The following is a 23319-nucleotide window of genomic DNA, read 5'->3' as shown; positions in this document are numbered from 1 at the left end:
CGCTTTTCTCGTCTACTTCGTTTGGAAGCAATAAAAACATAGCTTGTATCGCTTGCTATATATGTATTTCAGATATTTTTTATTCTGAAATACAGTAATAGCAATCGGTAGCAGCTCATATTTTCATACTGGCATTTCGATGAGAGCACGCAGGCCGCCTTCGACCCGGTTGTGCAAAGTGACATCGCCGCCATGGGCGCGTATGGACGAGCGCGCAATCGCCAGCCCGAGGCCGACGCCGCCGCTGTGTGTACTGCGCGCCGCATCCAGGCGGGTGAAGGGCTCGAACACATGCTCGAGCTGCGCGGGGGGAATGCCCGGGCCGTCGTCGTCCACTGCGATGCGCAGCACCCGGCGGGAGTCGTCCAGCATGGCGGCCACGCGCACCTCGCCATAGCGCGCGGCGTTGTCGATGATGTTGTGCAGCGCGCGCTTGAGGTTTACCGGTCGGCAGCGGTAATGCAGCCCGGCATCGAGCCTCAGGGTAGGGCGCACGGATTTCCCGCTGTTCGACTGGGCATCGATGACTTGCTGTATGAGCGCGTCCATGGCCACCTCCTGGGTCGGCTCCTGATGGGCTTCGTCGCGTGCAAAGCGCAGGGTCTCCGAGACCATGGCGCTCATGTCGTCGAGCGTGGCGATCATGGCATTGCGCAAGGCCTCGTCCTCAATGAACTCCGCGCGAATGCGCAGCGACGTCAGCGGCGTGCGCAGGTCGTGGCCCATGGCGGCCAGCATCTGGGTGCGCCCGTTGACGAAGCGCACCAGGCTGTCCTGCATGTCGTTGAAGGCCTGGACGATGTCGCGCACGCCACTGAGTCCACCGGGCTGGGGCAGGACCACGCGCTCGCCCCGGCTCACGCGCCGGGAGGCCTCGGTCAGCTCGGCAAGCGGGCGCATGATCTGGCGGCCGAACAGCAGCGCGATGATGGCTGCGGGGATGGTGCCTACCAGCAGCGAAAAGCTCAGCACGCGGCTCCAGTGCGCAGGCACGGGCGTCGGCCAGTGCCTGCTATAGAGCCATTGGCCCCCGGGCAATAGCACTTCGACATCCATGGCCAGCGCGTGGCGGCTTCTGAAGGCCTTCTCAATCCAGTTGCGCCTGTCGGCCTGGCCCGATACGCCGGGCAGGACATTCAGCAGGCGCACATGAAGCGGCGTCTCGGGAGTCAGTTCCAGCCGGGCGCGAATGGCTTGCTCCAAGGCAAGTTCCTGCCGGCTCCAGCGACTGTCTTCACCTTTGACGCGCGGCGCAGTGAAAAGACGGAACTCGGATTCGGGCAGGCTGATGTCTTCCAGCAACTGATTGACGGGCTGGTCGTGGCTTGCCGCCTTGTAGGCAGCCTGAATACGGGTCTCTATCGTGCGTGCCGAGAGCGGATGAATGGCAATATTGTCGGAACGCCACCAGGACAGGGCCAGCACCGCAATCAGGTGGGCCACCAGGATGGCCACGATCCACAGTGCCAGCAGTTGCCCTGAAATGCTGCGTGGCAGCCACCTCATGCCCACTCTGCGTCCACCTTGGCGGCAAACATATAGCCGTCTCCGCGCACCGTCTTGAGCAAATGGGGCCGGCGCGAATCGGGCTCCAGCTTCTTGCGCAGCCGGCTGATCTGGCTGTCTATGCTACGGTCGAAGCTCACCGCGTCAGCGCGCTGCGTGTGGTCCAGCAACTGGCTGCGGCTGAGCACACGACCGGCATTCTCGACCAGCACACGCAGCAGATGGAACTCGGCGGTGCTCAGTGCGATGCTCTGATCGCCGGGGTCGCGCAACTCGCGGGTGCGCGTGTCCAGGGACCAGCCGCTGAAGATAAACCGGTATTCGTGCTGCCGGGACGGCGCGGGCGCATTCAGTCGCTGGGCTGCGTCTTTCTCCGTCCGCAACTTGCGTCGCAGCACGCTGCGTATCCGTGCCACCAGTTCCCGAGGATTGAAAGGCTTGACCACATAATCGTCTGCTCCAATCTCCAGTCCGGCAATACGGTCCGCTTCATCGGTCATGGCTGTAAGCAGAATGACCGGCGTGCCGACGTGCTCTGAAATGTAGCGACACAACGAGAAGCCGTCTTCGCCCGGGAGCATGACGTCGAGAACGATGAGGTCGAAGTCACTTTTCTGCAGGCAGCTGCGCATGGCATTGCCGTCTTCAGCTGTCTCGACCTCGAAGTCGTAGCGGCGCAGGAAGGTCGATAAGGGCTCCCGAATGTTCGCGTGATCGTCAACGATCAGGATGTTGCTCTGGGAGTTCATGCAAACAGAATGATATTGATTTTCATTCATTTTAAGACTGAAGCGAGGTGCCGCGTCCTCTGAAGCCCAATAGCTTTGCTCGGGGTCTGGCGATCAAGCAATGCCTTCATTGGCGATCCGCCCGCCAAACCGTCAAACTCCGCACAGGCGCGCGACCAGACGACCGGTCGCGCACGGGTCCCGTTCCTGGAGCTGCAGTACATGCGGCATGGGCAGCAGACTTTGCCAGCTGTCCGCTCTGACCCGATCGCTGACGCTCGCAATCAATGCGCTCCGGCCATAAGATTCCGGCTCCAACCTTATTGCTGCCCTGAACCTTCAAGAACAACCCGATGAACCAGCGCTTTTTCACCGCAACCTGCGTCGTTACCGAAGACCCGGAAGGCCTGTGCCACCTTGTCGGCTTTGCCGACAAAAAGCATGACACCGAGCAGTACCTGATGCTGCAACGCTCCTTTGAAGAGGATGAGGACGAGCAGGATGAAGTGCTTGGAATGGATACCTACCATGTCGAGTGGGGCGGGCAGCAGAGCTCATGCTATGGAGGCATTGGGCGGTTTGTGCTCAAGCGCTCTCGTGCGGAGGTCATATTCAAATGCGAGGCTGCAAGGAGGATGGATGGGCTGGAGCATCTGTCCATCGTCTTTGACCTTCCGACCAGCGAGCATGAGGCACTGAAAGCTGCCTTGACGGATATCTTTGCCGGGGAGAACTGCTTTGAGGTGGCCGACGAATAGTCTGCCGGCGCCGCACAGGCGTGGCGATGAGGTCGAGGCTCCCCATGGACGGCCGCGAGGAGGCGGCATGACCGGTGATGGTCATTGAGTTTGTGGGCGCTTTTGCCGATCCTTGATCATCACGAGCGCACTGGCGGCATGGGCTGGTACGCAGGTTTTAGCGGGCAGCCCTATGCGCAGAATTTGCGCGCCGCTTCAAGTCATGGTGACCATGACGTCCTTGATTTTGGTGGCTCAGGGCAAACAGCCTCATCTGCAATGGCACAGCAACGGCATCAATGCAGGTCTGCTATTTGTGCCCAGGAGCCAGGGTCTCAGAGAGGGCCTTATTCCTGGCTGCCGATGCGGCAGGCAGCGCATTGAGGAAAGAGGCGATTTGCCGCGCTCCGCGCAGATGCACCACAGGAACCTTCGGACCAATCTCCAGGCGTTTCGCCTCGATACCAGGGCGAGAAACTCGATCAAATTGCCATACGAACTTTAGAAAAATCAGGAAATCCCGGTTGAGCTTCTCTGTGCATCCTGCTGGAAGGTCGGCTCGTGGACTATTCATCAGGTTTCGCTTCACCACTCGCAACAGGCAGGTCCATCTCGGTGTATCCAGCCATATGAGCAGATCTGCCTGCGGCAAGCGCAAGTCAAAAGTGCGTCGTGCGTAGTTACCTTCACTGACCCAGGCATCAGCTGGCGTTGTGCTGCGGATCCGTTCCCGGAAATCTTCAGTCGCGGACTCGATCCAGCCGGGTTCCCAGAACAGCGTGTCAAGGTGGACAACCGTCAGATCAAGGCGTGCACCCAATGCACGAGCAAGCGTGGACTTCCCGCTGCCAGCATTACCCAGAATCACAACCCGTCGCATAAGAGGCATCCTGTCGTAAAAAAGTTGGCGATTCTGCTGCTTGCCGTTCAACTGTCAACTGCACCCGACGCACTGGCCATTTGTGATGGGGGAGGGCGCAGCCGCGCAGTCACAGGCTCTGCCTCGCCTGCATTTGAGGGCAGGTGCCTGTGAGCTGGGGTGGGGCAGTCAAGGGAATGAGCTTCTCATGCGGACTGACAATCTGGGAGTCGGTTGCGTTTCCGCTAACCGTTTTGGTCATTGCTGCTGAAGCTTTTCGACAACCCAGGCCTCCGAAGTCTGCCGATGCCAGCGCTGCTTCAGGGATGTGGCCTGCTGTTGAGCAGCCCCAGTGCTCCCACTATCAAGGCCCGGGTTCCCTCGACTAATTCAGTCTCCATCTCTGCCTCCTCCAGTTGCCCGTCTGCCCCGTCAAGTGGCTCCAGCCGGGCTGCGGAGTACACCGTGTCGGCGGCCGAGATGCAAAAGAAAGTCACGGTCGAGAGCAACCAGCGTGACTGCTCATTGGTGATGCCGTAGGCCTGCGCAATATGCGCTTGATGGGTGCTGATCTTCTCCAGCATGGCTGGCGTGGCCGCCAGGCGACGAATCACAAAAGGTGTGACGCCTGGGTGGGCTTTCACGAATTGCCGTGTGGATGCCGTGAATCCGACAAGGTATTCCTCCAGCCCGATCTTTTGCGGGCTGCTTGCCTGCGGCAGTTCCCAGCGTCTGAAGATCTCCTCGGCAATCAGGTGTTTCAGTGCTTCCAGGCTCGGCACATGCTTGTAGAGCGCCATGTGGCTGACACCCAATGCAGCGGCAACGCCAACGAAAGTGATGTCCGGAAGGCCGATGGAAATTCCGACGTCTGCAATTTTTTCTCTGGTGATGGAGCGTGGTCTTCCACGATTCGACGGCTTGGGTGTGTGGGTCATACGCTTTTTCTCGGTCTGTGAACCAGATTGTCGGGGATGGGCTCACCTTTCATGGACCTATTGTTGGAATCATTTTTAATTAGTTTATTATCATGCAACTAATTCCTGTTGAGCTTTCCGTTCGCATCTGCGTGAGCGCTGGCTTTTCCTGATTTCGAATGTCTACCTCTGAATCGCTGGCCGAATCCGCCAGCCCTCCCCAGCCGATTGCTCGGATATTTGCGCCTATTCGCGGGCGCTTGGCGCTGGCGGGCCTGAGTGCCGCGCTAGGCACCATGCTCACGCTGGTGCCACTGGCGGTCATTGCGTCCATCGCCAGGCAGGCCATGTCTGAAGACTTTGGTGGCATAGGGGGCCAAGTCACTGTCGCTGTGCTGTGCATGCTCGCGGGCATGGCTTTTGTGGTCGCCGGGGAGCTGATCGCACATCTGGCAGATAACCGGCTCACCTACGATCTACGCATTGCAGTGATCAGGCGTCTGTCGCAGGTGCCTTTGGGCTGGTTCACTGAACGAGCCTCGGGCGAGGTCAAACAGGCGTTGCAGGACGATATTTCGACGCTGCACAGCCTGACGGCCCACTTCTACACCGCAGTGGGCCGTGCCGTCGGAGCGATCACGATCGCAGTGATTTACCTGTTTGCGCTGGATTGGCGCATGGCGATATTTGCACTGCTTCCTTTCCCTGGTTTCTTCGTGTTTCTCAAACGCGCGATGAAAGTCGGCAGTGCCCACATGCAGGAGTTTGTGGCGCAGTTGGGGCGAATCAACAGTGCTACGGTGGAGTTCGCGGGTGCGATTCCGGTTGTCAAGGCCTTTGGTGGCCCGAATCCGGTGCATGCGGGCTACAGAGATGCTGTTGATGGATTCGCCAGGGTCTTTGCGGATTTCACTCGCCCTTTGGTGATCTCCATGGCTCGTGCGCATGCATTGATTGCGCCTGTGACTGTGCTCGGTGTGGTTGTGGTCTCCGGCACGGCCTTTGTCGCCATGGGGTGGATGCAGCCTTTGGATGTGCTGCCTTTCGCATTGGTAGCGCCAGGCATATGTGCTCCGTTGTTGCTCCTGCATACCTTGCTGCATGACCTGCAGGGTGCAACGGCTGCCGCCCAGCGGGTGCTTGCGTTGCTGGACACTCCGGTACTGCCGCAGCCGGCCGCCGGGCAGCAATCGTTTCCTGAAGGCAACGTCGTGCGTTTCGAGCAAGTGGCCTATGCCTATGAGGCAGGGCCGCAGGTGCTGTCCGGCGTCAGCTTTGATTTGCAGCCCGGTACTGTCACAGCGGTGGTCGGCCCCTCGGGTTCCGGTAAATCCACCCTGGCTCGTTTGCTGCTGCGGTTTTTCGATCCGGTGCAAGGCTCTATCACTCTGGGCGGAGCCGATCTGCGGCAGATTTCCAGCGCAAGCTTGTATCAACGCATTGGCTTCGTGCTGCAGGAAGTACAGCTGATTCACGCCAGTGTGCGCGAGAACATTGCACTGGCCCGCCCGTCGGCCTCCATGCAGGAGATTGAGGCCGCGGCGCGAGCAGCCAATATCCACGATCGCATTCTGGCATTGCCGCGCGGTTACGACTCCGTGGTGGGGGAGGATGCGCAGCTCTCCGGTGGCGAGCGCCAGCGCCTGAGCATTGCCCGGGCCGTGCTGCTGAACCCACCCATTCTCGTGCTGGATGAAGCCACAGCTTCTGCCGATGCGGAAAGCGAAGCCGCCATTCAGGATGCGCTTTCGCGCTTTGCCCGCGGACGCACCTTGCTGGTCATTGCGCATCGGCTGGACACCATCATGCATGCGGATCGCATTCTGGTACTGCGCGAGGGTGAGATTGCGGAGCAAGGCAGCCACGCACAGTTACTCGCTGAGGACGGGCTCTACGCGCGGTTGTGGCGGCTTGGCGCTTATGCCAGCCCTGTGCAGAAGAAGGAGCTGGCATGCTGAAGACCTTCCTGCAACTGCTGGGTGATGATGTTCGCCTGCTGCGCCGCTACCTGTGGTTGGCTGTGGCCTATGGCGTGCTGTGTGGGCTGGCCATGGCGGCGTTGGCTCCGATGCTGGAGCATGGGTTGCGCGCTGATTGGCGCTCGGCCATCGGGTGGCTGGTGGCGCTGCTGCTCGGTGTGTTTCTGTCCTGGATGCTCCGTCGGGCAGTGGAGCAGGCTGGCGTCCGTGTGGGCGTGGCGGTTCTGCAAAGTGGACGTCACCGGCTGGGCCATCACATGGCGAGTCTGCCTGTTGGCTGGTATACGCCAGGCAATACCGCACGCATCGGCCATGTGGTGACACAGGGGATGATGGGTATTGCGCAACTGCCAGCGCATGTTTTTACGCCACTCATCAGTGGAGTGGCCACAGCCCTGATCGTGTTGCTGGCGCTTTTTGCATGGAGTCCGCTGTTGGGGCTCGTTGCGCTGATCGCGTTGCCATTGCTCGCGGGAGCGTTCGCGTGGGCATCCTCCATGTCGGCACGCGCCAATGCTGCTTTCCAGCGTGATTTTGCCGGGGCCAGCCAACGTATGGTCGAGTTCGCACAGGCCCAATCCGTGCTGCGTGCGTTCAGTGGCGATGGCAACAGCACCCGCTTTCTGGAGCATGCCATCACTGCGCAGCGGCAATCCGGGCTGCGGCTGATGGTGTTGTCGTCGCTATCTTCCGTGCTTTGCATCTGGGCTGTGCAACTGGTCTTTGCCGCGCTGCTGTTGGTCGCCGTGTCTGGCTTGAATGCGGCGACGGGTGATGCCTTGTCCAATGCGGAGGTCATTGGCTTCACAGTCTCCTTGCTGCTGCTGGTGCGCTGGCTGGAGCCCTTGCAGGAAATTGCCGGTTATGCCGAAGTGCTTCGGAGTGCTGGAGCGCAGCTGAAAGCGGTGCGGGATCTATTTGCTGCGCAGCCGCTGCTGCAGCCTGGGAAGGTGATTCCCGCGGGAGATCCCTGCGTGGAGCTGCACGATGTGCGGTTTCAGTACCCCGAATCCCCCGACGAAGTGTTGCGTGGCGTGAGTCTGCGTGCAGAGCCGCTCAGCATGACGGCGCTGATCGGAGCCTCCGGCTCCGGCAAGTCCACGGTGATGCGCTTGATTGCCCGCTTTTTCGATGCCACGCAGGGAGCGGTGTTGATTGGAGGTGTGGATGTGCGTGACATGGGGGATGCGCAATTGGCTGGACAGATCAGCCAGATCTTCCAGGATAGCCATCTGCTGTGCGGCAGCATCGCCGACAACATTCGCATTGGCCGACCTGATGCCAGTGATGCGCAGGTGCTGCAAGCAGCTCAGCAGGCCGGGTTGGACGAAGTCATTGCGCGTCTGCCGCAAGGGCTGTTGACCCTGGTGGGTGAGAACGGCGCGCGCCTTTCCGGCGGAGAGCGTCAGCGTGTTGCGATTGCGCGGGCGTTGATCAAGGAATCCCCCATCCTGCTGGTGGATGAGGCCACCGCCGCGCTGGACGCAGAGAATCAGTTCATCATCGCGAGAGCCCTGGCCAGGCTGAAGGGGAAACGCACGCTGATCGTGATCGCCCATCAGCTCTCCACCATTGCCATGGCTGATCAGATCGTGGTGCTCGAGGACGGCGTTGTGGTTGAGTGCGGAGCGCCTGCACAACTACAGGCAAAGCAAGGCCGCTATGCCCAGTTCCTCGCACGGCATCGTGAGGCCAAAGGCTGGCGCATGGCTGCTGCGCAAAAGACCGGAGATGCCGTTTGATGCGTGGGCGTTGGGTGCTGGTTTTTGCTGCATTGTGCGTGGTGTCCGTGCTGCTGGGGGCGCGGCAGATGGTGTGGTCAGACCTGCTTTCATTGTCAGGCGACACCTGGCTCACCTTGACTGCAAGTCGATTGCCGCGTTTGGCAGCGCTGGTGTTGACGGGCGCAGGTCTGTCTGTGTGCGGAGTGATTCTGCAGCAGATCGTGCGCAACAAGTTTGTGGAGCCGGGCACTACAGGCGGCCTGGATGCAGCCAAGCTCGGCATCCTGGTGGCGCTCACCTTGATGCCCGCTGCGGGAACCATGAGCCGAATGCTGTTTGCACTGGTGTTCAGCTTGCTGGCCAGCATATTGTTCATTGCCGTGATCCGCCGCATCCGGTTTCGCAATCTGGTGCTGGTGCCAGTTGTCGGGTTGATGTACGGCAGCGTGCTTGCTTCCTTCGCCGAGTTCTACGCCTACAGCCACAACATTCTGCAAAGCATGCAGGGCTGGTTGTTGGGTGACTTTTCGCGCGTGGTGCAGGGGCACTACGAGATTCTCTACATCATTTTCCCGGTAGTGATACTGGCCTATCTGTATGCGCAGCGCTTCACCGTGCTGGGCATGGGTGAAGACATGGCCACAAGTCTGGGCCTTGGTTATGCGTCCACCGCCGTCGTCGGCCTGGTGCTGGTGGCATTGACGGTATCGGCCACCATGATTGCCGTGGGGGCGATACCTTTTGTGGGCCTTGTGGTGCCGCAACTGGTTGCCTTGCGCTGTGGCGAGAACCTGCGGCGCACGCTGCCATTGGTGGCTTTGGGAGGATCTTCCTTGCTGCTGGCCTGTGACATCGCCGGACGGTTGGTGATGTATCCGTTCGAGGTGCCCATCGGTCTTACCGCAGGCGCGGCAGGCGGCGTGATGTTCCTGTGCCTGATCGTGCGGGGGCTTCGGTGATGCGCATGTCGTTGACCAGGACCTGCTGGGTCGTCGCTTTCGTGATGGTTGCCCTGGCACTTTTGTTTGTGCTGATGGGATCCGGGCTGGATATGGATTACGTGATACCCAAGCGGCTTGTGCGTCTTGCGTCGATTGCGATTGGCGGCATCTGCGTGGCAGTGTCGGCCATCGTGTTTCAGACGCTGGTGAACAACCGTATTCTGACGCCAGCCATCATGGGCTACGAGGCTGTGTATCTGCTGTGGCAAGCCCTGCTGCTGTTGCTGCTGGGTGCGCAGGGGCTGGCCATGCTGGGTGCGCGCGGGAATTTTCTCGTGTCAGTGTTGCTGATGCTGGCCTATTCATGGGCGTTGCAGTGGTGGCTGCTGCGCCGTGGCCGCAATGATGTGTATGTGCTGCTTCTGCTCGGTCTGGTGCTGACCATGGTGATAGGCACGTTCACGCAATTTGTGCAGCTACGCATCAGCCCCGGCGAGTTCGCCGTGTTTCAGGGGGTGAGCTACACCTCTTTTAATCGCGCCAAGCCCGAGACACTGTTCTACGCCGCCATCGTCGTGGGGATCGCCTGCGCAGCAGTCAAAAGGACGCTGGCAGTACTGGATGTGCTGGCTCTGGGACGTGATCAGGCCATTTCTCTGGGCGTACCGCACGAGCGCTACCTGCAGCTCTATCTCGCGCTGACCGCCATCTTGGTGGCGCTGTCCACCAGTCTCGTGGGGCCCACGGCCTTCATGGGCATCTTTGTGGCCAACATCGTCTATGCCCTGGTGCCGCATTCACGCCACCGCGTCACGCTGCCGCTGGGGTGTGCGGTTGCCATTGTCATTTTTCTTGTCGCTCAACTGTTGGTCGAGCATGTCTTCAACTACAAGACCACCGTCAGCATTCTGGTGAATCTGGTGTGTGGTGTGTATTTCCTGGCACTGATTGTGCGCAAACGGGGTGCAGCATGATGGGTGTCAACCGTCTCTCGAAACAATATGGCGGCAGGGCCGTGCTGTCAGACGTGAGCGTGGAGTTCCCGCAGCGCTGTGTCACATCGTTGATCGGGCCCAACGGCGCGGGCAAATCCACGCTGCTCATGATGATGGCGCGCCTGCTGGAGCCCAGCAGCGGGGCTGTTCACTGGCAAGCGCGTGACGCCAGCCGGATTCCGATTGCCGAATACGCGAGACATGTCGCCACGCTGCGCCAGGCACCGGGCTTCAACATGCGTCTGACGGTGCAAGAGCTGGTCGCTTTTGGACGTTTCCCGCATAGCCGTGGTGCGCTGACTGTCCAGGACCACCGTGCCATAGATGAGGCAATCGCCTTTCTGTCCTTGGAGCCGCTGCGACACGCGTTCATCGACGAGATCAGTGGAGGCCAGCGTCAGATGGCGTTTCTCGCGATGACGATTGCGCAGCAGACGGATGTGCTGCTGCTTGACGAGCCGCTCAACAACCTCGACATGAGGCACGCCGTACAGATCATGCGCGCACTGCGTCGCCTCTGTGACGAACAGGGCCGTACCGTGATTCTGGTGATTCACGACATCAATTTTGCGGCGAACTACTCGGATCACATCGTTGCCCTCAAGAGCGGAGCACTGTGCTTCAGTGGGCCAGCTCGGGAGGTAGTGACCGAGTCCCGCATGGCCGATCTGTACGGGCTGGATTTCGAGATCACGCACAACCAGCGTGGCTGTTTCTGCAATTACTTCACCTCCATGGAAGATCACTCATGAACTCATCGCGCAGGCAAATCCTGCTCTCTGCTACCGCTATGGCGGCTTTGTCCTCCATGGCTTCCATGGCTCATGCCTATGAACCTATCTCCATCCGGCACAAACTGGGCAGCACGCTGATCAAGCGCCTGCCGCAGCGTGTGGCGGCGCTGGAGATGAACGAGGTGGACTTTCTCGACCAGCTTGGTGTGCCCGTGGCAGGCATGGTGAAGGACTACGTTCCGCATTTCCTCGCCAAGTACAAGGCCGACGCCAAGGTACAGGACCTCGGTGCCATTGTGCAGCCCAATCTGGAGCGTGTGCATGCGTTGCGGCCGGACCTTATCCTGATGACATCGCTGCAGGCCGCCAGCTACGAGGAATTGACGGAAATAGCGCCCGCACTGTACTACGAGGTGGACTTCAAGAACAGCGAGAAAGGCCATATCGAGGTTGTCAAGAACCATCTGCTGACCCTGGGTCGCATCTTCAACAAGGAAGGCCTTGCCAGAGCCAAAGCTGCCGAACTGGATGCTGAAGTCCAGCAGGTGCGGCGTATCACGCAAGGTCGGCCAGAGAAGGCCCTTGTCGTGCTGCACAACAACGGAAGCTTCAGCTCCTTCGGCCAGCAATCGCGCTACGGCTTTGTATTCAGCGCGCTGGGCGTGAAGCCCGCAAGCTCCGCGCTGGAAACCAGTCTGCACGGGCAGCCCATCTCCAGCGAGTTCATCCAGCAGGCCGATCCGGAGATCCTGTATGTGGTGGATCGTACCGCCGTGATGGAGCGCCGCCCCGTCATCAATGCCGATGGCATTGCCAACCCGTTGCTGCGCCAGACCAAGGCCTGGAAGAACGGACGCGTGGTGTTTGTCGATGCAGACGCCTGGTACATCACCGGTGCCAGCCCCACCGCATTGAAGATTTTGATGCGCGATGTTCTCAAGGGCTATCCGCACTGATTGCCTCTTTCTTTCTCGTAGCCAGGTTCATCCCCAGCCAGCAGTTCTCCTCGCATGCGCAACTCAAGCGCCATGCATTCATCTACAGGTATCGGGTATGCCAAAGAACCCAGGTCTCATTTCATCGAATTCTCTAAAGAATCCCCCGTTTGCACGCCGACGCAATGTGGTGTGTCCTCATGTGCTGCTGGGATTGGCGATGGGCGGCCTTCTGGCCGGTACGGCACAGGCTCAGACGCAAGTCGGCGAAGCCGAGGCCACGCTGCCGCAGGTCACCGTGCAGGAAAAAATTGCTCCAGTGACTGCTCCCTACGCAGGTGGCCAAGTCAATTCCGGCGGTCGTGTCGGCTTGCTGGGTGACAAGGACTTCATGGAGACACCCTTCAACACTATCAGCTATACCGATAAGTTCACGCAGGATCGTCAGGCGCAGACCATTACCGATGTGATCTCTGCCACCGACCCTACGGTGTTCAGCAATGGTGTTGCGGCCTCATGGAGCGAGAATTATTCGATTCGCGGCTTCTCTTCGAGCAGCTCCGACATGACGCTGGGCGGTCTCTACGGCATGGCGCCGTACTACCGCACCACACCTGAGATGTTCGAGCGCATCGAAGTCCTCAAAGGACCGTCGGCATTGCTCAATGGCATGCCCCCTGGAGGATCCGTGGGAGGCTCGGTCAACCTGGTTCCCAAACGCGCCACCAACGATCCCATCACGCGGTTGACCACGACCTATATGTCGGATTCGCAGTTTGGCGGCCATGTTGATCTGGGGCGCAGGTTCGGGGCAGCCAAGCAATTCGGTATTCGCTTCAATGGCGTCTACCGCGGCGGCGAAGGATCGGTCAACCAGCAGGACAAGAAATCAAGGCTTGCCTCGCTGGGTCTGGACTGGCGCGGCGACCGTACCCGTATTTCGGCTGATTTCTACACCAGCGATGACCGTGTGAACGGCGTGACGCGCGGCATCAGCCTGGCCCCCGGGGTGGCCGTTCCCAGAGCGCCGAAGCCTGAGACGTTGCTGAACCCCGACTGGTCGCATGTGCACAACAAGGACAGAGCTGCGATGGTGCGTGCTGAATTCGATGTATCGGATCAGGTCATGGCCTATGCAGCATTCGGCGTCAGCCGAACCGACTATGAATACAACGGGGCGATGACGGCTCAGGTACTCAATGCTGCGGGTGATTTCAAGACAGCCATGGGGCAACTGGCGTTTGAACAGAAAAAGCGCTCAGCAGAAATTGGCCTGAAGGGCAGGTTGCAAACAGGAGCCATCAAGCATCAATGGGCGCTCAATGCCACGCACTATGCCCATAAGCAGGACGACTATGGCCGTCGCAGCGTACCGGGCGCAGACTGGACCACCAACCTCTACAACCCGGTCTGGGGACCGGAAGCGCCGTTTATTGCGCCGCATATCTCGCACACAGAGGTGCGTCTGGCCAGCGTTGGCTTGGCGGACACCATCTCATTTGCCGACGATCGCGTGCAGCTCACTCTGGGTGTGCGGCGCCAGCAAGTGGTCAGCGATGCCTTCAGCATCACCACGGGGGCGCGCACTTCGCGATATGACCAAGGCGCCACATCACCTGCCGCAGCCTTGCTGTTCAAGGCCACAGAACATGTGTCGGCTTACGCCAACTACATTGAAGGCCTGAGCCAGGGCGCAACCGCACCCATGACCGCTGCAAACGCGGGCGAAGTGTTTGCTCCTTACAAAACCAAGCAGAAGGAAGTCGGTGTGAAACTCGATCTTGGCGAGTTCGCGCACACGGTCAGTCTGTTCGAGATCACTCGTCCCAGCAGCTATACGGACCCAGTCACGAATATCTTCTCGTTTGGCGGTGAGCAGCGCAATCGCGGCATCGAGTGGGGCTTCTGGGGTTCACCGCTGCGTGGCATACGCCTGATGGGCGGGATTGCATACACCACGCCCAAGCTGACGCAGACTGCAGCCGGCCTCAATCAGGGCAAGGTCGCCACGGGTGTACCCAAGCTGCAAGGAAAATTGGGGGCGGAATGGGATGTGCCGGCCATTGCCGGGCTGACCGTCACAGCGAATGCAACGGCGGTTTCCAAGCAATACATCAGTGCGGACAATAGCCTGTGGGCGGCAGGTCGTATGACCTACGACCTCGGTGCGCGCTATGCGACGAAGATCAACAGCAAGCCTGTCACTTTTCGAGCGGCGGTGCTGAACGCATCCAACAAGGCCTATTGGGGGATGCCTCTGCTTTCCAGCCTGGCACTGGGGGCGCCACGCACGTTTGCGCTGTCGGCAACGATGGATTTCTGATCGGATTGGAGCCTGGACTCGGCACAGCCACTGCCCTTCAGCATGCGCCGAGTCACAGGGGCCTTGGTTCGATCTGACTGCAGGCACCGCCTGCCGACAAGCCATGGCGCTGTTAGGGGATGGCAACCTGATGTCTCAGTTGCTGTCCCTTTAAGGCGCAAGATGAGGACTGCTTCTGACCGGTGGGTGACCCTCTGGGTGGCATCAGCCCAGAGGGTTTTGATCACGCCCGGGCTTGGGGCCGGGAAATGTCTACTGGATTGGGGTAGTCCGCTTTCAAGCTGTTCCCTGAACAGTTGATTGATCGGACCTCCAATATCTGCAGCCCAAATATCACGATTTATTGAACTCTCGGTGAGGACTTAGAGACCAGGTGCGCCGAACAATGCACCCATGTCCTCCCTCACACGTCAACCGCCGAAACGCAGTGTCTGCCTGCAGCCGCTGTGGCTGCGTATCACCCACTGGCTGAATGCTCTAGCCGTGCTGATCATGGTGATGAGCGGCTGGCGCATCTATAACGCATCACCTATTTTTGACTTTGCCTTTCCAGACAACATCACGCTGGGTGGCTGGTTAGGCGGCGCGCTGCAATGGCATTTCGCCGGTATGTGGCTGTTTGCGCTGAACGGGGTTGCTTATCTGCTGCTGAATCTGATCACTGGCAGGTTTGGGCAGCGAATGTTCCCCGTTTCAGCGCGCGGCATGGTGCGTGATGCCTGGCTTGCGCTGACGGCTCGCTTGTCGCATGCAGACCTAGGCCACTACAACCAGGTGCAGCGTGCAGCCTATCTCTTTGCGGTGGTGGATTTGATATTGCTGGTGCTCAGTGGTCTCGTGATCTGGAAATCGGTGCAGTTTCCGCTGCTGCGTGAGCTTTTGGGTGGATACGACATGGCCCGCCGCATTCATTTCTATTGCATGGCAGCTATTGTCTGTTTTGTCGCCGTTCACCTTCTTATGGTTGTGTTGGTTCCGCGGTCGCTGCTCGTCATGCTGCTCGGTCGCTCCACCTTGCGCTCGGTCAACAAGGAAACCACATCATGAACACTTCCATCTGGCATCGAGACAACGCCGAAGCCGTGGTCGCCGAGGCCCGGAACTTGCTGGGCAGACAGTTGCCACAGGCATCGCGCCGGAAGTTTCTTGCGCGCGGGCTCACACTGGGAGGCCTGGGGCTGCTTGCAGGATGCAGCATCGACGACAACGCAACTGCCGAAGCCGCGCTGACGCGGATCTCGCAGTTCAATGATCGGGTGCAGGGCTGGCTTTTTGACTCCTCACGCCTCGCCCCCACTTACCCGGACTCGATGATCACCCGGCCATTTCCATTCAACGCTTTCTACGACGAAAGCAAGGTGCCAGAAGTGGATGACGCGAGCTTTCTTTTGGAGGTGACAGGGCTTGTGGCCGACAAGCATCGCTGGACGCTTCATGAATTGCGTGCACTGCCGCAGTACACGCAGGTTACGCGCCATATCTGTGTGGAAGGCTGGAGCGCCATCGGCAAATGGGGTGGTCCACGCTTTGGTGACTTTTTACGTGCCGTCGGTGCAGACCTCGGAGCCCGCTATGTGGGCTTCCAATGCGCCGACGACTACTACACCAGTATCGACATGGCGACGGCGCTGCATCCTCAGACGCTGCTGGCACTCGACTGGGATGGCCAACCACTGCCGCCCAAGTATGGCTTCCCCATGAAGTTGCGCATGCCTACCAAGCTTGGCTACAAGAATCCGAAGCACATAAAGGCCATATTCGTGAGCAACACCTTCAACCGAGGCTACTGGGAAGACCAGGGCTACAACTGGTTCGGCGGCAGCTGACGCAACACCTATTTCCTATTTCCCACGTTCCCCCTGCGGCTCACGCCGCGTTTTCCACCTGAGCCAAGAAAGCACCATCATGAAACACGCATTCACTACCACCGCACTCTCCATGTGTCTGGCGCTGAGCGCCGCCTCGGCATTTGCAGCCGATGCGATGACCAAGGATTCCATGGGCAAGGATCACATGGCAATGGAAAAGCCTGCCATGGGAAAGGACTCCAAGCACAAAGACGCCATGAGCATGGACAAAGAAATGGGCAAGGGCGCAATGACCAAGGGCGACAAATCTGCCAAGGATCACATGGGCAAGGACAAGATGTCCAAGGATGCGATGTCGAAAGACTCAATGTCCAAGGACAGCATGAGCAAATAATCAGCCGGGGAGTGGCAAAGCGTTCCCTGCAGACTGTCACTCCCGGTTCGTCAACTGCCTTTTGGTCGTACAGGATTCGGATGTACAGGGCACCAGGCTCGCCAGGCAGTAAGAGCGCCGATACGTTGGCGCGAAGCCTTTCATACTTCGTTCGGCTTCGCGCCTCGTCTCAATTCCATAGCGGCGGTGCCTGTTCCTGGCAAAGCTCAGGGCTGTGGAACGCCTCAAACTCCCCTCCAACGAAATCTTAGATCTGAACGGCTCGACCGATGAACTGGATAGGGCCTGTGGGGCGCCCAATCGGTGAGCCACCATAGGGTTCCAGCGTCAGCTCGAACAACTGGTTGGGCTGCAGGGGAGGGAGCTTGTCGACCGGAACCTCTATGGCCTCGCCTGGCTTTACCAGACCAAGCGATACCGGAGCACTCCAGCCGTCGGCCTTGGTCCAGAACTGCAGGGACTTCTCAGCAGGAATATTGTCGGTACCTAGCGGCACCAGACGGAGTCTGCCCTCGACCTGGGCCTGTACCAACCAGCCAGGAGACTGACTCTGAGGTGCCGCGAGCACCACAAAGTAGCGCGGCGCAGCAGGGGGCGAGGCCTCGCGCGCCACAAGGACTGTCGCCAGTACCGCAGCAGCGGCGAAACCCGTACCCGTCAACCCTCGCCACAGAGCGAGGCTATCCCATTGCCACCAGCGTATTCTGGTCGGCTCAGTGGGAGTGCGCCTTACCGGCGTAATACTTGCGGCGATGCGTTGCCATAGGCTGGCCCCAGGATCGACAGGCTTGGCGAGCGAGGTCAGTGGCAACAGACGCTGCTCCCATTCGTCCACGGCTGTACGAAGGGCGGGCTCGTGCGGCAGGCGCGCTTCAATGGTGCGACGCTGACCAGCATCGAGTGTGCCCAGTACATACTCTCCGGCCTGTGTATGCAGGTCATCTGGAGGTGTTTGTTGTTGGGTTTCGCTGCTCATTGCATGCATTCCCGCAGTGCGCGCAGTCCGCGCTGAATCCAGGCCTTGACCGTGCCCAGAGGAGCTTGCAACCGCTCGGCAATTTCGCTGTGGCTGCAGCCGTCCACATAGGCGTGCAACAAACAGGCACGGCGCGCTGGCTCCAAGCCGTCAAGGCAATGCCCAAGACGGCCAAGCGACGCCTGCCTTGCAAGCTCATCGCCACTTTCCTGCCAGGCCTCTAAAGCTGCCTGTGCATCCAGGTGCGCTGTAGCCGGTTCATCAAGCACGGTTTCGCGCGCGCCATCGCGTACGCGATTCAGGGCCGCATGCCTGACTATGCTGTAGATCCATCCACGGGCAGAGCCGCGGCTGGCGTCAAAACTCGATGCACGCTCCCAGATGGACACAAAAGCGTCATGAAGCACATCCTCTGCTGCTGCGCGGTCACGAACTATTCTGAGAGCCACGCCCAGCAGGTAGCGTGCTTCATGTTCATAGATGCCGCGCAGGGCTTCGCGATCACCTTGCGCACAGGCCTGCAGCGCAGCAGTGTGGTCGAAAGCGTCGTCTTGGAGGGCAGCAGCAGGCGGCACAAATAAAAGATTAAAAGGAAATAGGAATGGCTCCTTCGACCATTCTAGTCATGCCGCTGCAAAGCCTTACATCGTGGGTTTCCAGAAGATGTAATCGGCCTGGTACTTGACCATGGTCTTTTGCCCCTTTGTGGCTGTGGTGCAAGGCTTATCGGCAGGAGCGGTGCCCCCTTGGAGCGCGACGCGCTGGATGTAGCTAACGTCTACCAGTGCTCCGCTACCCATGGCTGGATTGGCCTTCACCAATTGGTATGGCAGGTTGCCGGCACCAGATGGCGCGACGGCTAGCTGCGTGGCGGTGAGCTTGGAGCCGTCGTTCGCTTCCCAGGTAGCAGGAGGGCCGTAGTAGCGGCCCACAGTTTTGCCGGAGCGGTCTTTCAGCACCGCATCGGGGCCGACAAAGACCCATTCGGTTTGACCTGGTGCGTTGGCTTTGTCCCGGCATTCGTAGGTGATGTCGCCACTGCCTACCGTTTCCCAAGCAACCTTGTGACCGGATGGAACCTGAATAGGCGCTGGCAGCGAGGCCTGGGAGAAGGTGCTGGCCGGAGACTTCATCGAGCCGCAGGCAGCGAGCAGGGCTGCGGTGGAGGCAATGGCAGCAATAGCGGTGAGGCGGTATGCGAAGCGAGTGGTCGACATTGAGATTCTCCAATTAGATCGGTTGGAAAGATTCACGGAGGCAGCACATTGCTTGTGTTGCTTTAGCTACTACCCAGGAGACCGATGTTTGGATGCACTTGATGTGAATTTTTTTCGATTGCTTGAGCCGCAATATGCCTCCGGCGCGTTTCTCGGGCAGTTTGCAGGTCGAGCGCCCGGGCCGTGATGTTCAAGACTTGCCCAGAGATATCAGGTCAGGCTCTGTATTGAAGACGTTTCTTCGCATTTCCTGAACGACCAAGCTTCCGGGCTCCCGGCGTCAAGCGCAAAGACTCATCAAGTATGTGAGCTGTATTCGACGCTCATCGAATCAGCTGCTGTGATTCTTGTATGGCGCGTTCAGCACGCTCGCGGCTCTGAGCTTGCAGATCATCCATTTGGTGAGAGAGGGATGGCATGGCCTGTTCAACGCTGGTCCCGCTCTGCAATAGAAAGTGTGCAGCAGTTGTTTTCGCTAGCGCAGCGGAACTCCACGGGATTGAGCTAATTCACGGAGTGCTGAGGTGATGCCAAGTGCACCTGACCAGTGGACCGGCAAGAATCACCAGCACCGGAGAAGGCGGTGTCAGTGAGCAGCTCGATGTGCTTTGGACAGGCACAGTCTGACTAAGCATATGCTCATAAGATAACAACAAAACATTCGTTGGGATTTGGGCAGGCCCTGCCCACAATGACTGCCTTGTTATCAGATCAGGAGCGCGCCGGGCTTTTTCCTCTGGCCCGGCTGGCGCACCGAGATTACAGGAGGCAGCATGACATCCCCGTTTCGCATCGTGATCGTGCCAGGCTGGCGCAACTCCGGTCCTGGCCATTGGCAAAGCCTGTGGGCAGAGCAACTGGAGGGCGCCGTGCGTGTACAGCAGCAGGACTGGCTGGTGCCGCACCGCGATGCCTGGGTGGCGGAGCTGGAAAGAGTCCTGCTCTCCGATGAGCGTCCGGCCGTTATCGTGGCCCATAGCCTGGGCTGCATCACGACCGCACATCTGGGCGAGGCTGCCGCAGCGCGCGTGCACGGCGCCTTGCTGGTGGCGCCGGCCGACCCCGAGCGTCGTGCCCAGTTGGCGGATTTCGCTCCAGTGCCCTATGCGCCGCTGCCCTATCGCAGTGTGCTGGTGGCCAGCAGCAATGATCCGTTCTGCCCCATTCGCCGTGCGGGCGCCTATGCGAGGGCCTGGGGCAGCGAACTGGTGCGTTTGCAGAACGCGGGACATATCAATATCGAATCGGGCTTTGGCGCCTGGCCGCTGGGTCTGGCGCTGCTGCAGTCGCTGACAGAGCAGGGGGGCTGGAACGCTCAGACCCCGGTTTCAGCGCTACGGTCTGAGCCGGCAACTGCACTTGCGGCCTGATGCAATAGGCTGCAAGCGCCTTTTGTTAATCATTTTTGATAGCTGCATGCGCTTTATGGCAAAGCGTTTGCGGCTATTTTTGCTAGGGTTTTGAGAGCTATTTCATTCTTTATATTGATTTTCAGAAAAACAAAGAAAAATATATTCTTTTGAGTTTTAAGGAGTCGTTCGCACAATGCGTACATCTATACACATTGCTCAAGAAAAGGCAGCGAACCATGCATTCCGTGAAGCTCAAGACATTGTTGGCATCCATCGCACTGGCAGCAGCAGGTGCTGCCTCGGCGCAAACTCAGCTGCTCAATGTCTCCTATGACGTGGCGCGCGAGTTCTACAAGGATTACAACGCTGCCTTTATCGCCCATTACAAGAAGACCAAGGGCGTGGATATCAAGGTGGATCAGTCCCATGGCGGCTCCAGTGCCCAGGCGCGCGCCGTCAACGACGGTCTGGCTGCCGATGTGGTGACCTTCAACACGACCACCGATGTGGATTTCCTGGCCCAGAACGGCGTGGTCGCCAAGGACTGGAACAAGAAGTTCCCGCACGATGCATCGCCCACGACATCGACCATGCTGTTCCTGGTGCGCAACGGCAATCCCAAGAACATCAAGGACTGGTCCGATCTGGTGCGTCCCGACGTGAAGGTCGTGGTGGTCAACCCCAAGACAGGCGGCAATGGTCGCTACGCCTATCTGGCAGCCTGGGGCTCGGTGCGTGAAAAGGGTGGCACCGATGCGCAAGCGGCCGAGTTCGTGCAGAAGCTCTACAAGAACGTGCCAGTGCTGGGCAAGGGCGGCCGCGATGCGACCAGCATCTTCCTGCAGCGCAATATCGGCGATGTGCTGATCACCTTTGAATCCGAAGTCGTGTCCGTGGACCGTGAGTTCGGTCAGGGCAAGGTCGACGCCGTCTATCCGTCGGTGAGCATCGTGGCCGAGAACCCTGTGGCCGTGGTCGAGCGTACGGTCGCCAAGAAGGGCACGACCCAGCTGGCCACTGACTATCTGCAATGGCTGTACTCCGACGAAGCCCAGGAAATCGCAGCCAAGCATGCGATCCGTCCTCGCTCTGAAGCGGTGCTCAAGAAGCACGCTGACCAGTTCAAGCCCATCAAGCAGTTCACCGTGGCCAAGTACTTCGGCTCCCTGACCGAAGCGCAGAAGGTGCACTTCAACGATGGTGGCCAGTTTGACAAGCTGTATACGCCCGGTAAGTAAAGACACCCCCTGAGCGGCTATGCCGCTTCCCCCTCTCTCGTTGCGCGGGAGGGGGTCGACGCCCCAAGCGTTAGGGGCGGCCCTTGCTCGGCGTCCCTATGGGGCGCCTGCCTGCTCATAGGTCCGGCATGTTGGCTGCGATCACTTTTTCTATATCGCCTTTTGAATATGTCCTCTGCTGCTCTAGCCCCCCGCAAGGCGCGTAGTGCCAAGCGAGTGTTGCCCGGTTTCGGGCTGACGCTGGGCTACACCATTTTCTATCTGAGCATCATCGTGCTCATCCCACTGGTGGCCTTGCTGTTCACCAGCTTTTCTCTGACCTGGGAGCAGTTCTGGTCTGCGGTTTCGGCACCGGCCGTGGTCGCTTCGTACGAGCTGTCCTTCACCATGTCCTTTATCGCGGCCTGCGTGAACGTGGTGTTCGGCATGCTGATCGCCTGGGTGCTGGTGCGCTACCAGTTCCCCGGCAAGAAGGTGGTGGATGCGCTGGTCGATCTGCCGTTTGCGCTGCCTACGGCCGTGGCCGGTATCTCGCTGTCGGCGCTGTATGCGGGCAATGGCTGGATCGGACAGTACTTCGAGTCGCTGGGCATTCAGATGGCCTACAACCCCAAGGGCATCGCCATTGCACTGATTTTCATCGGCCTGCCTTTTGTGGTGCGTACCGTGCAGCCGGTGCTGGAAGACTTCGAGAAGGAGCTGGAAGAGGCGGCAACCAGCCTCGGTGCATCGCGCTGGCAGATCTTCTACAAAGTCATCCTGCCGCATATCGGCCCGGCGTTGCTGACTGGTTTTGCCATGGCTTTTGCGCGCGCCGTGGGTGAGTATGGCTCGGTGATCTTCATTGCCGGCAACATCCCCATGGTTTCGGAAATCACTCCGCTGATCATCATGGCCAAGCTGGATCAACACGATGTGGCTGGTGCCACGGCTGTGGCCGTGGTGATGCTGCTGATCTCTTTTGTATTGCTGCTGCTGATCAACGCACTGCAGGCATGGCAGCGCAAGGCGCAGGGAGGCCGCTGATGTCTTCGATTCACGCAGCCATTCAAGCGCTGTTCCCCAATCTGCTGCCCATCTGGGCGCACCTTATCACCATCGTCGCGATTACCCTGGTGGTGCTGGTCGCGCTGTACAGGATCACGGCCCCGCCCAAGAGCGCCAAGCTGGAGAAGATGACCACCACCGAGCCGCGCTGGGTGCGCTGGGTTCTGACCACGGTGGCCCTGCTTTTCATGCTGGTCTTCCTGATCCTGCCGCTGCTGTCCGTTTTTGGCGAGGCGCTGCGCAAAGGCTGGGATGTCTACATCACCTCGCTGGGCGAGCCCGATGCGATCTCGTCCATCAAGCTCACGCTGATCACGGCACTGATTGCCGTGCCTTTGAATCTGGTCTTCGGTGTGGCTGCCGCATGGTGCATTGCCAAGTACGAGTTCAAGGGCAAGGCCTTTTTGACGACCTTGATCGACCTGCCGTTCTCCATTTCGCCCGTGGTCGCGGGTCTGATGTACGTGCTGGTGTTTGGTGCCAATGGCTGGCTGGGCCCCTGGCTGGCCAAGCATGAGATCCAGATCATCTTTGCCGTGCCAGGCATTGTGCTGGCCACCGTGTTCGTGACCTTCCCGTTCATCGCCCGCGAACTGATCCCGCTGATGCAGGCTCAGGGCAGTGATGAGGAGCAGGCCGCCATCGTGCTCGGTGCCTCGGGTTGGCAGACCTTCTGGAATGTCACCTTGCCCAATATCAAATGGGGTCTGGTCTATGGCGTGATTCTGTGCAATGCCCGTGCCATGGGAGAGTTCGGTGCTGTGTCCGTGGTCTCCGGCCATATCCGGGGCCAGACCAACACCATGCCTTTGCATGTGGAAGTGCTGTATGCAGACTATCAGGCAGCGGCTGCCTTTGCCGTGGCATCGCTGCTGGCGCTGCTGGCGCTGGTGACGCTGGTGATCAAGT

The 23319-nt window shown here is 59.4% G+C and carries 22 protein-coding genes; 15 read left to right on the top strand and 7 right to left on the bottom strand.

The annotated features are described in order from the left end of the window. Positions 1–123: 123 nt before the first annotated feature. Both ACLBXN_RS10555 and ACLBXN_RS10550 read right to left on the bottom strand, forming a co-directional pair. Positions 124–1506 (bottom strand): ATP-binding protein, encoded by a 1383-nt coding sequence (locus tag ACLBXN_RS10555; protein WP_447612096.1) that lies wholly within the window; start codon positions 1504–1506, stop codon positions 124–126. Then, a complete protein-coding gene (locus tag ACLBXN_RS10550; protein ID WP_447612095.1) occupies positions 1503–2285 on the bottom strand; it encodes a response regulator in 783 nt (260 codons plus the stop codon). The genes ACLBXN_RS10555 and ACLBXN_RS10550 overlap by 4 nt, the downstream gene beginning before the upstream one ends. 302 nt (positions 2286–2587) lie before the next feature. Between ACLBXN_RS10550 and ACLBXN_RS10545 the strand changes: the two genes are divergently transcribed. After that, a complete protein-coding gene (locus tag ACLBXN_RS10545) occupies positions 2588–2992 on the top strand; it encodes an Imm10 family immunity protein (protein ID WP_447612094.1) in 405 nt (134 codons plus the stop codon). A gap of 289 nt (positions 2993–3281) precedes the next feature. Here ACLBXN_RS10545 and ACLBXN_RS10540 read toward each other — a convergent pair whose 3' ends face one another. Then, positions 3282–3902, bottom strand: a complete 621-nt coding sequence (locus ACLBXN_RS10540; protein ID WP_447612093.1) for a hypothetical protein — start codon at positions 3900–3902, stop codon at positions 3282–3284. A 248-nt stretch (positions 3903–4150) separates the two neighbouring features. Beyond that, on the bottom strand, positions 4151–4768 hold the full coding sequence (locus tag ACLBXN_RS10535) for a TetR/AcrR family transcriptional regulator (protein WP_211456067.1): 618 nt from the start codon (positions 4766–4768) through the stop codon (positions 4151–4153). Positions 4769–4926: 158 nt separating this feature from the next. Between ACLBXN_RS10535 and ACLBXN_RS10530 the strand changes: the two genes are divergently transcribed. The 10 genes from ACLBXN_RS10530 to ACLBXN_RS10485 all read left to right on the top strand — a co-directional run bounded on the left by ACLBXN_RS10530 (position 4927) and on the right by ACLBXN_RS10485 (position 16580). Then, positions 4927–6705: an ABC transporter ATP-binding protein gene (locus tag ACLBXN_RS10530; RefSeq protein WP_447612092.1), complete on the top strand. Its 1779-nt coding sequence runs from the start codon at positions 4927–4929 to the stop codon at positions 6703–6705. Then, on the top strand, positions 6699–8468 hold the full coding sequence (locus ACLBXN_RS10525; RefSeq protein ID WP_447612091.1) for an ABC transporter ATP-binding protein: 1770 nt from the start codon (positions 6699–6701) through the stop codon (positions 8466–8468). The genes ACLBXN_RS10530 and ACLBXN_RS10525 overlap by 7 nt, the downstream gene beginning before the upstream one ends. Then, entirely contained in the window at positions 8468–9409 is a 942-nt protein-coding gene (locus ACLBXN_RS10520; protein ID WP_447612090.1) for an ABC transporter permease, read from the top strand. Before ACLBXN_RS10525 ends, ACLBXN_RS10520 begins: the two co-directional genes overlap by 1 nt. After that, positions 9409–10365: an iron chelate uptake ABC transporter family permease subunit gene (locus ACLBXN_RS10515; protein ID WP_447612104.1), complete on the top strand. Its 957-nt coding sequence runs from the start codon at positions 9409–9411 to the stop codon at positions 10363–10365. The genes ACLBXN_RS10520 and ACLBXN_RS10515 overlap by 1 nt, the downstream gene beginning before the upstream one ends. Then, positions 10362–11138 (top strand): iron ABC transporter ATP-binding protein, encoded by a 777-nt coding sequence (locus ACLBXN_RS10510; protein WP_447612089.1) that lies wholly within the window; start codon positions 10362–10364, stop codon positions 11136–11138. The genes ACLBXN_RS10515 and ACLBXN_RS10510 overlap by 4 nt, the downstream gene beginning before the upstream one ends. Next, positions 11135–12076: a siderophore ABC transporter substrate-binding protein gene (locus ACLBXN_RS10505; RefSeq protein WP_309278436.1), complete on the top strand. Its 942-nt coding sequence runs from the start codon at positions 11135–11137 to the stop codon at positions 12074–12076. The genes ACLBXN_RS10510 and ACLBXN_RS10505 overlap by 4 nt, the downstream gene beginning before the upstream one ends. Positions 12077–12173: 97 nt before the next feature. Further along, the gene (locus tag ACLBXN_RS10500) at positions 12174–14378 is read left to right on the top strand and encodes a TonB-dependent receptor (RefSeq protein ID WP_447612088.1); all 2205 of its coding nucleotides are present in this window, start codon (positions 12174–12176) and stop codon (positions 14376–14378) included. Between the two features lie 393 nt (positions 14379–14771). Beyond that, complete coding sequence (locus ACLBXN_RS10495) at positions 14772–15425, top strand: cytochrome b/b6 domain-containing protein (RefSeq protein WP_447612087.1); 654 nt, start codon at positions 14772–14774, stop codon at positions 15423–15425. Beyond that, positions 15422–16204 carry a molybdopterin-dependent oxidoreductase gene (locus ACLBXN_RS10490; RefSeq protein WP_447612086.1) on the top strand — a complete coding sequence of 261 codons (783 nt, stop codon included), beginning with the start codon at positions 15422–15424 and terminating at the stop codon, positions 16202–16204. Before ACLBXN_RS10495 ends, ACLBXN_RS10490 begins: the two co-directional genes overlap by 4 nt. A 79-nt stretch (positions 16205–16283) precedes the next feature. Then, a complete protein-coding gene (locus ACLBXN_RS10485; protein WP_407716037.1) occupies positions 16284–16580 on the top strand; it encodes a hypothetical protein in 297 nt (98 codons plus the stop codon). 247 nt (positions 16581–16827) lie between these two features. Here the strand turns inward: ACLBXN_RS10485 and ACLBXN_RS10480 are convergent, their stop codons facing one another. The 3 genes from ACLBXN_RS10480 to ACLBXN_RS10470 all read right to left on the bottom strand — a co-directional run bounded on the left by ACLBXN_RS10480 (position 16828) and on the right by ACLBXN_RS10470 (position 18773). After that, positions 16828–17556, bottom strand: a complete 729-nt coding sequence (locus tag ACLBXN_RS10480; protein WP_447612085.1) for an anti-sigma factor — start codon at positions 17554–17556, stop codon at positions 16828–16830. Next, positions 17553–18131: a sigma-70 family RNA polymerase sigma factor gene (locus ACLBXN_RS10475; RefSeq protein WP_211456078.1), complete on the bottom strand. Its 579-nt coding sequence runs from the start codon at positions 18129–18131 to the stop codon at positions 17553–17555. The genes ACLBXN_RS10480 and ACLBXN_RS10475 overlap by 4 nt, the downstream gene beginning before the upstream one ends. 66 nt (positions 18132–18197) lie before the next feature. After that, the gene (locus ACLBXN_RS10470; protein ID WP_211456079.1) at positions 18198–18773 is read right to left on the bottom strand and encodes a DUF3455 domain-containing protein; all 576 of its coding nucleotides are present in this window, start codon (positions 18771–18773) and stop codon (positions 18198–18200) included. Between the two features lie 773 nt (positions 18774–19546). On the opposite strand from ACLBXN_RS10470, the gene ACLBXN_RS10465 reads away from it, so the two are divergent. From ACLBXN_RS10465 to cysW, 4 genes are all read left to right on the top strand, one after another. After that, positions 19547–20143: an RBBP9/YdeN family alpha/beta hydrolase gene (locus tag ACLBXN_RS10465; protein ID WP_447612084.1), complete on the top strand. Its 597-nt coding sequence runs from the start codon at positions 19547–19549 to the stop codon at positions 20141–20143. Positions 20144–20361: 218 nt separating this feature from the next. After that, positions 20362–21363, top strand: coding sequence for a sulfate ABC transporter substrate-binding protein (locus ACLBXN_RS10460; protein WP_003079689.1), 1002 nt, complete (start codon positions 20362–20364; stop codon positions 21361–21363). A gap of 168 nt (positions 21364–21531) precedes the next feature. Next, on the top strand, positions 21532–22389 hold the full coding sequence (cysT, locus tag ACLBXN_RS10455; RefSeq protein ID WP_003055648.1) for a sulfate ABC transporter permease subunit CysT: 858 nt from the start codon (positions 21532–21534) through the stop codon (positions 22387–22389). Continuing rightward, positions 22389–23319 (top strand): sulfate ABC transporter permease subunit CysW (cysW, locus tag ACLBXN_RS10450; protein ID WP_447612083.1); only part of this gene is annotated, 931 nt, incomplete at its 3' end. The genes cysT and cysW, both read left to right, overlap by 1 nt.

The organism is Comamonas sp. C24C (assembly GCF_053345995.1).
Note: the sequence above shows the minus strand (reverse complement) of the source record. Positions and strands in the feature narration are given on the sequence as shown.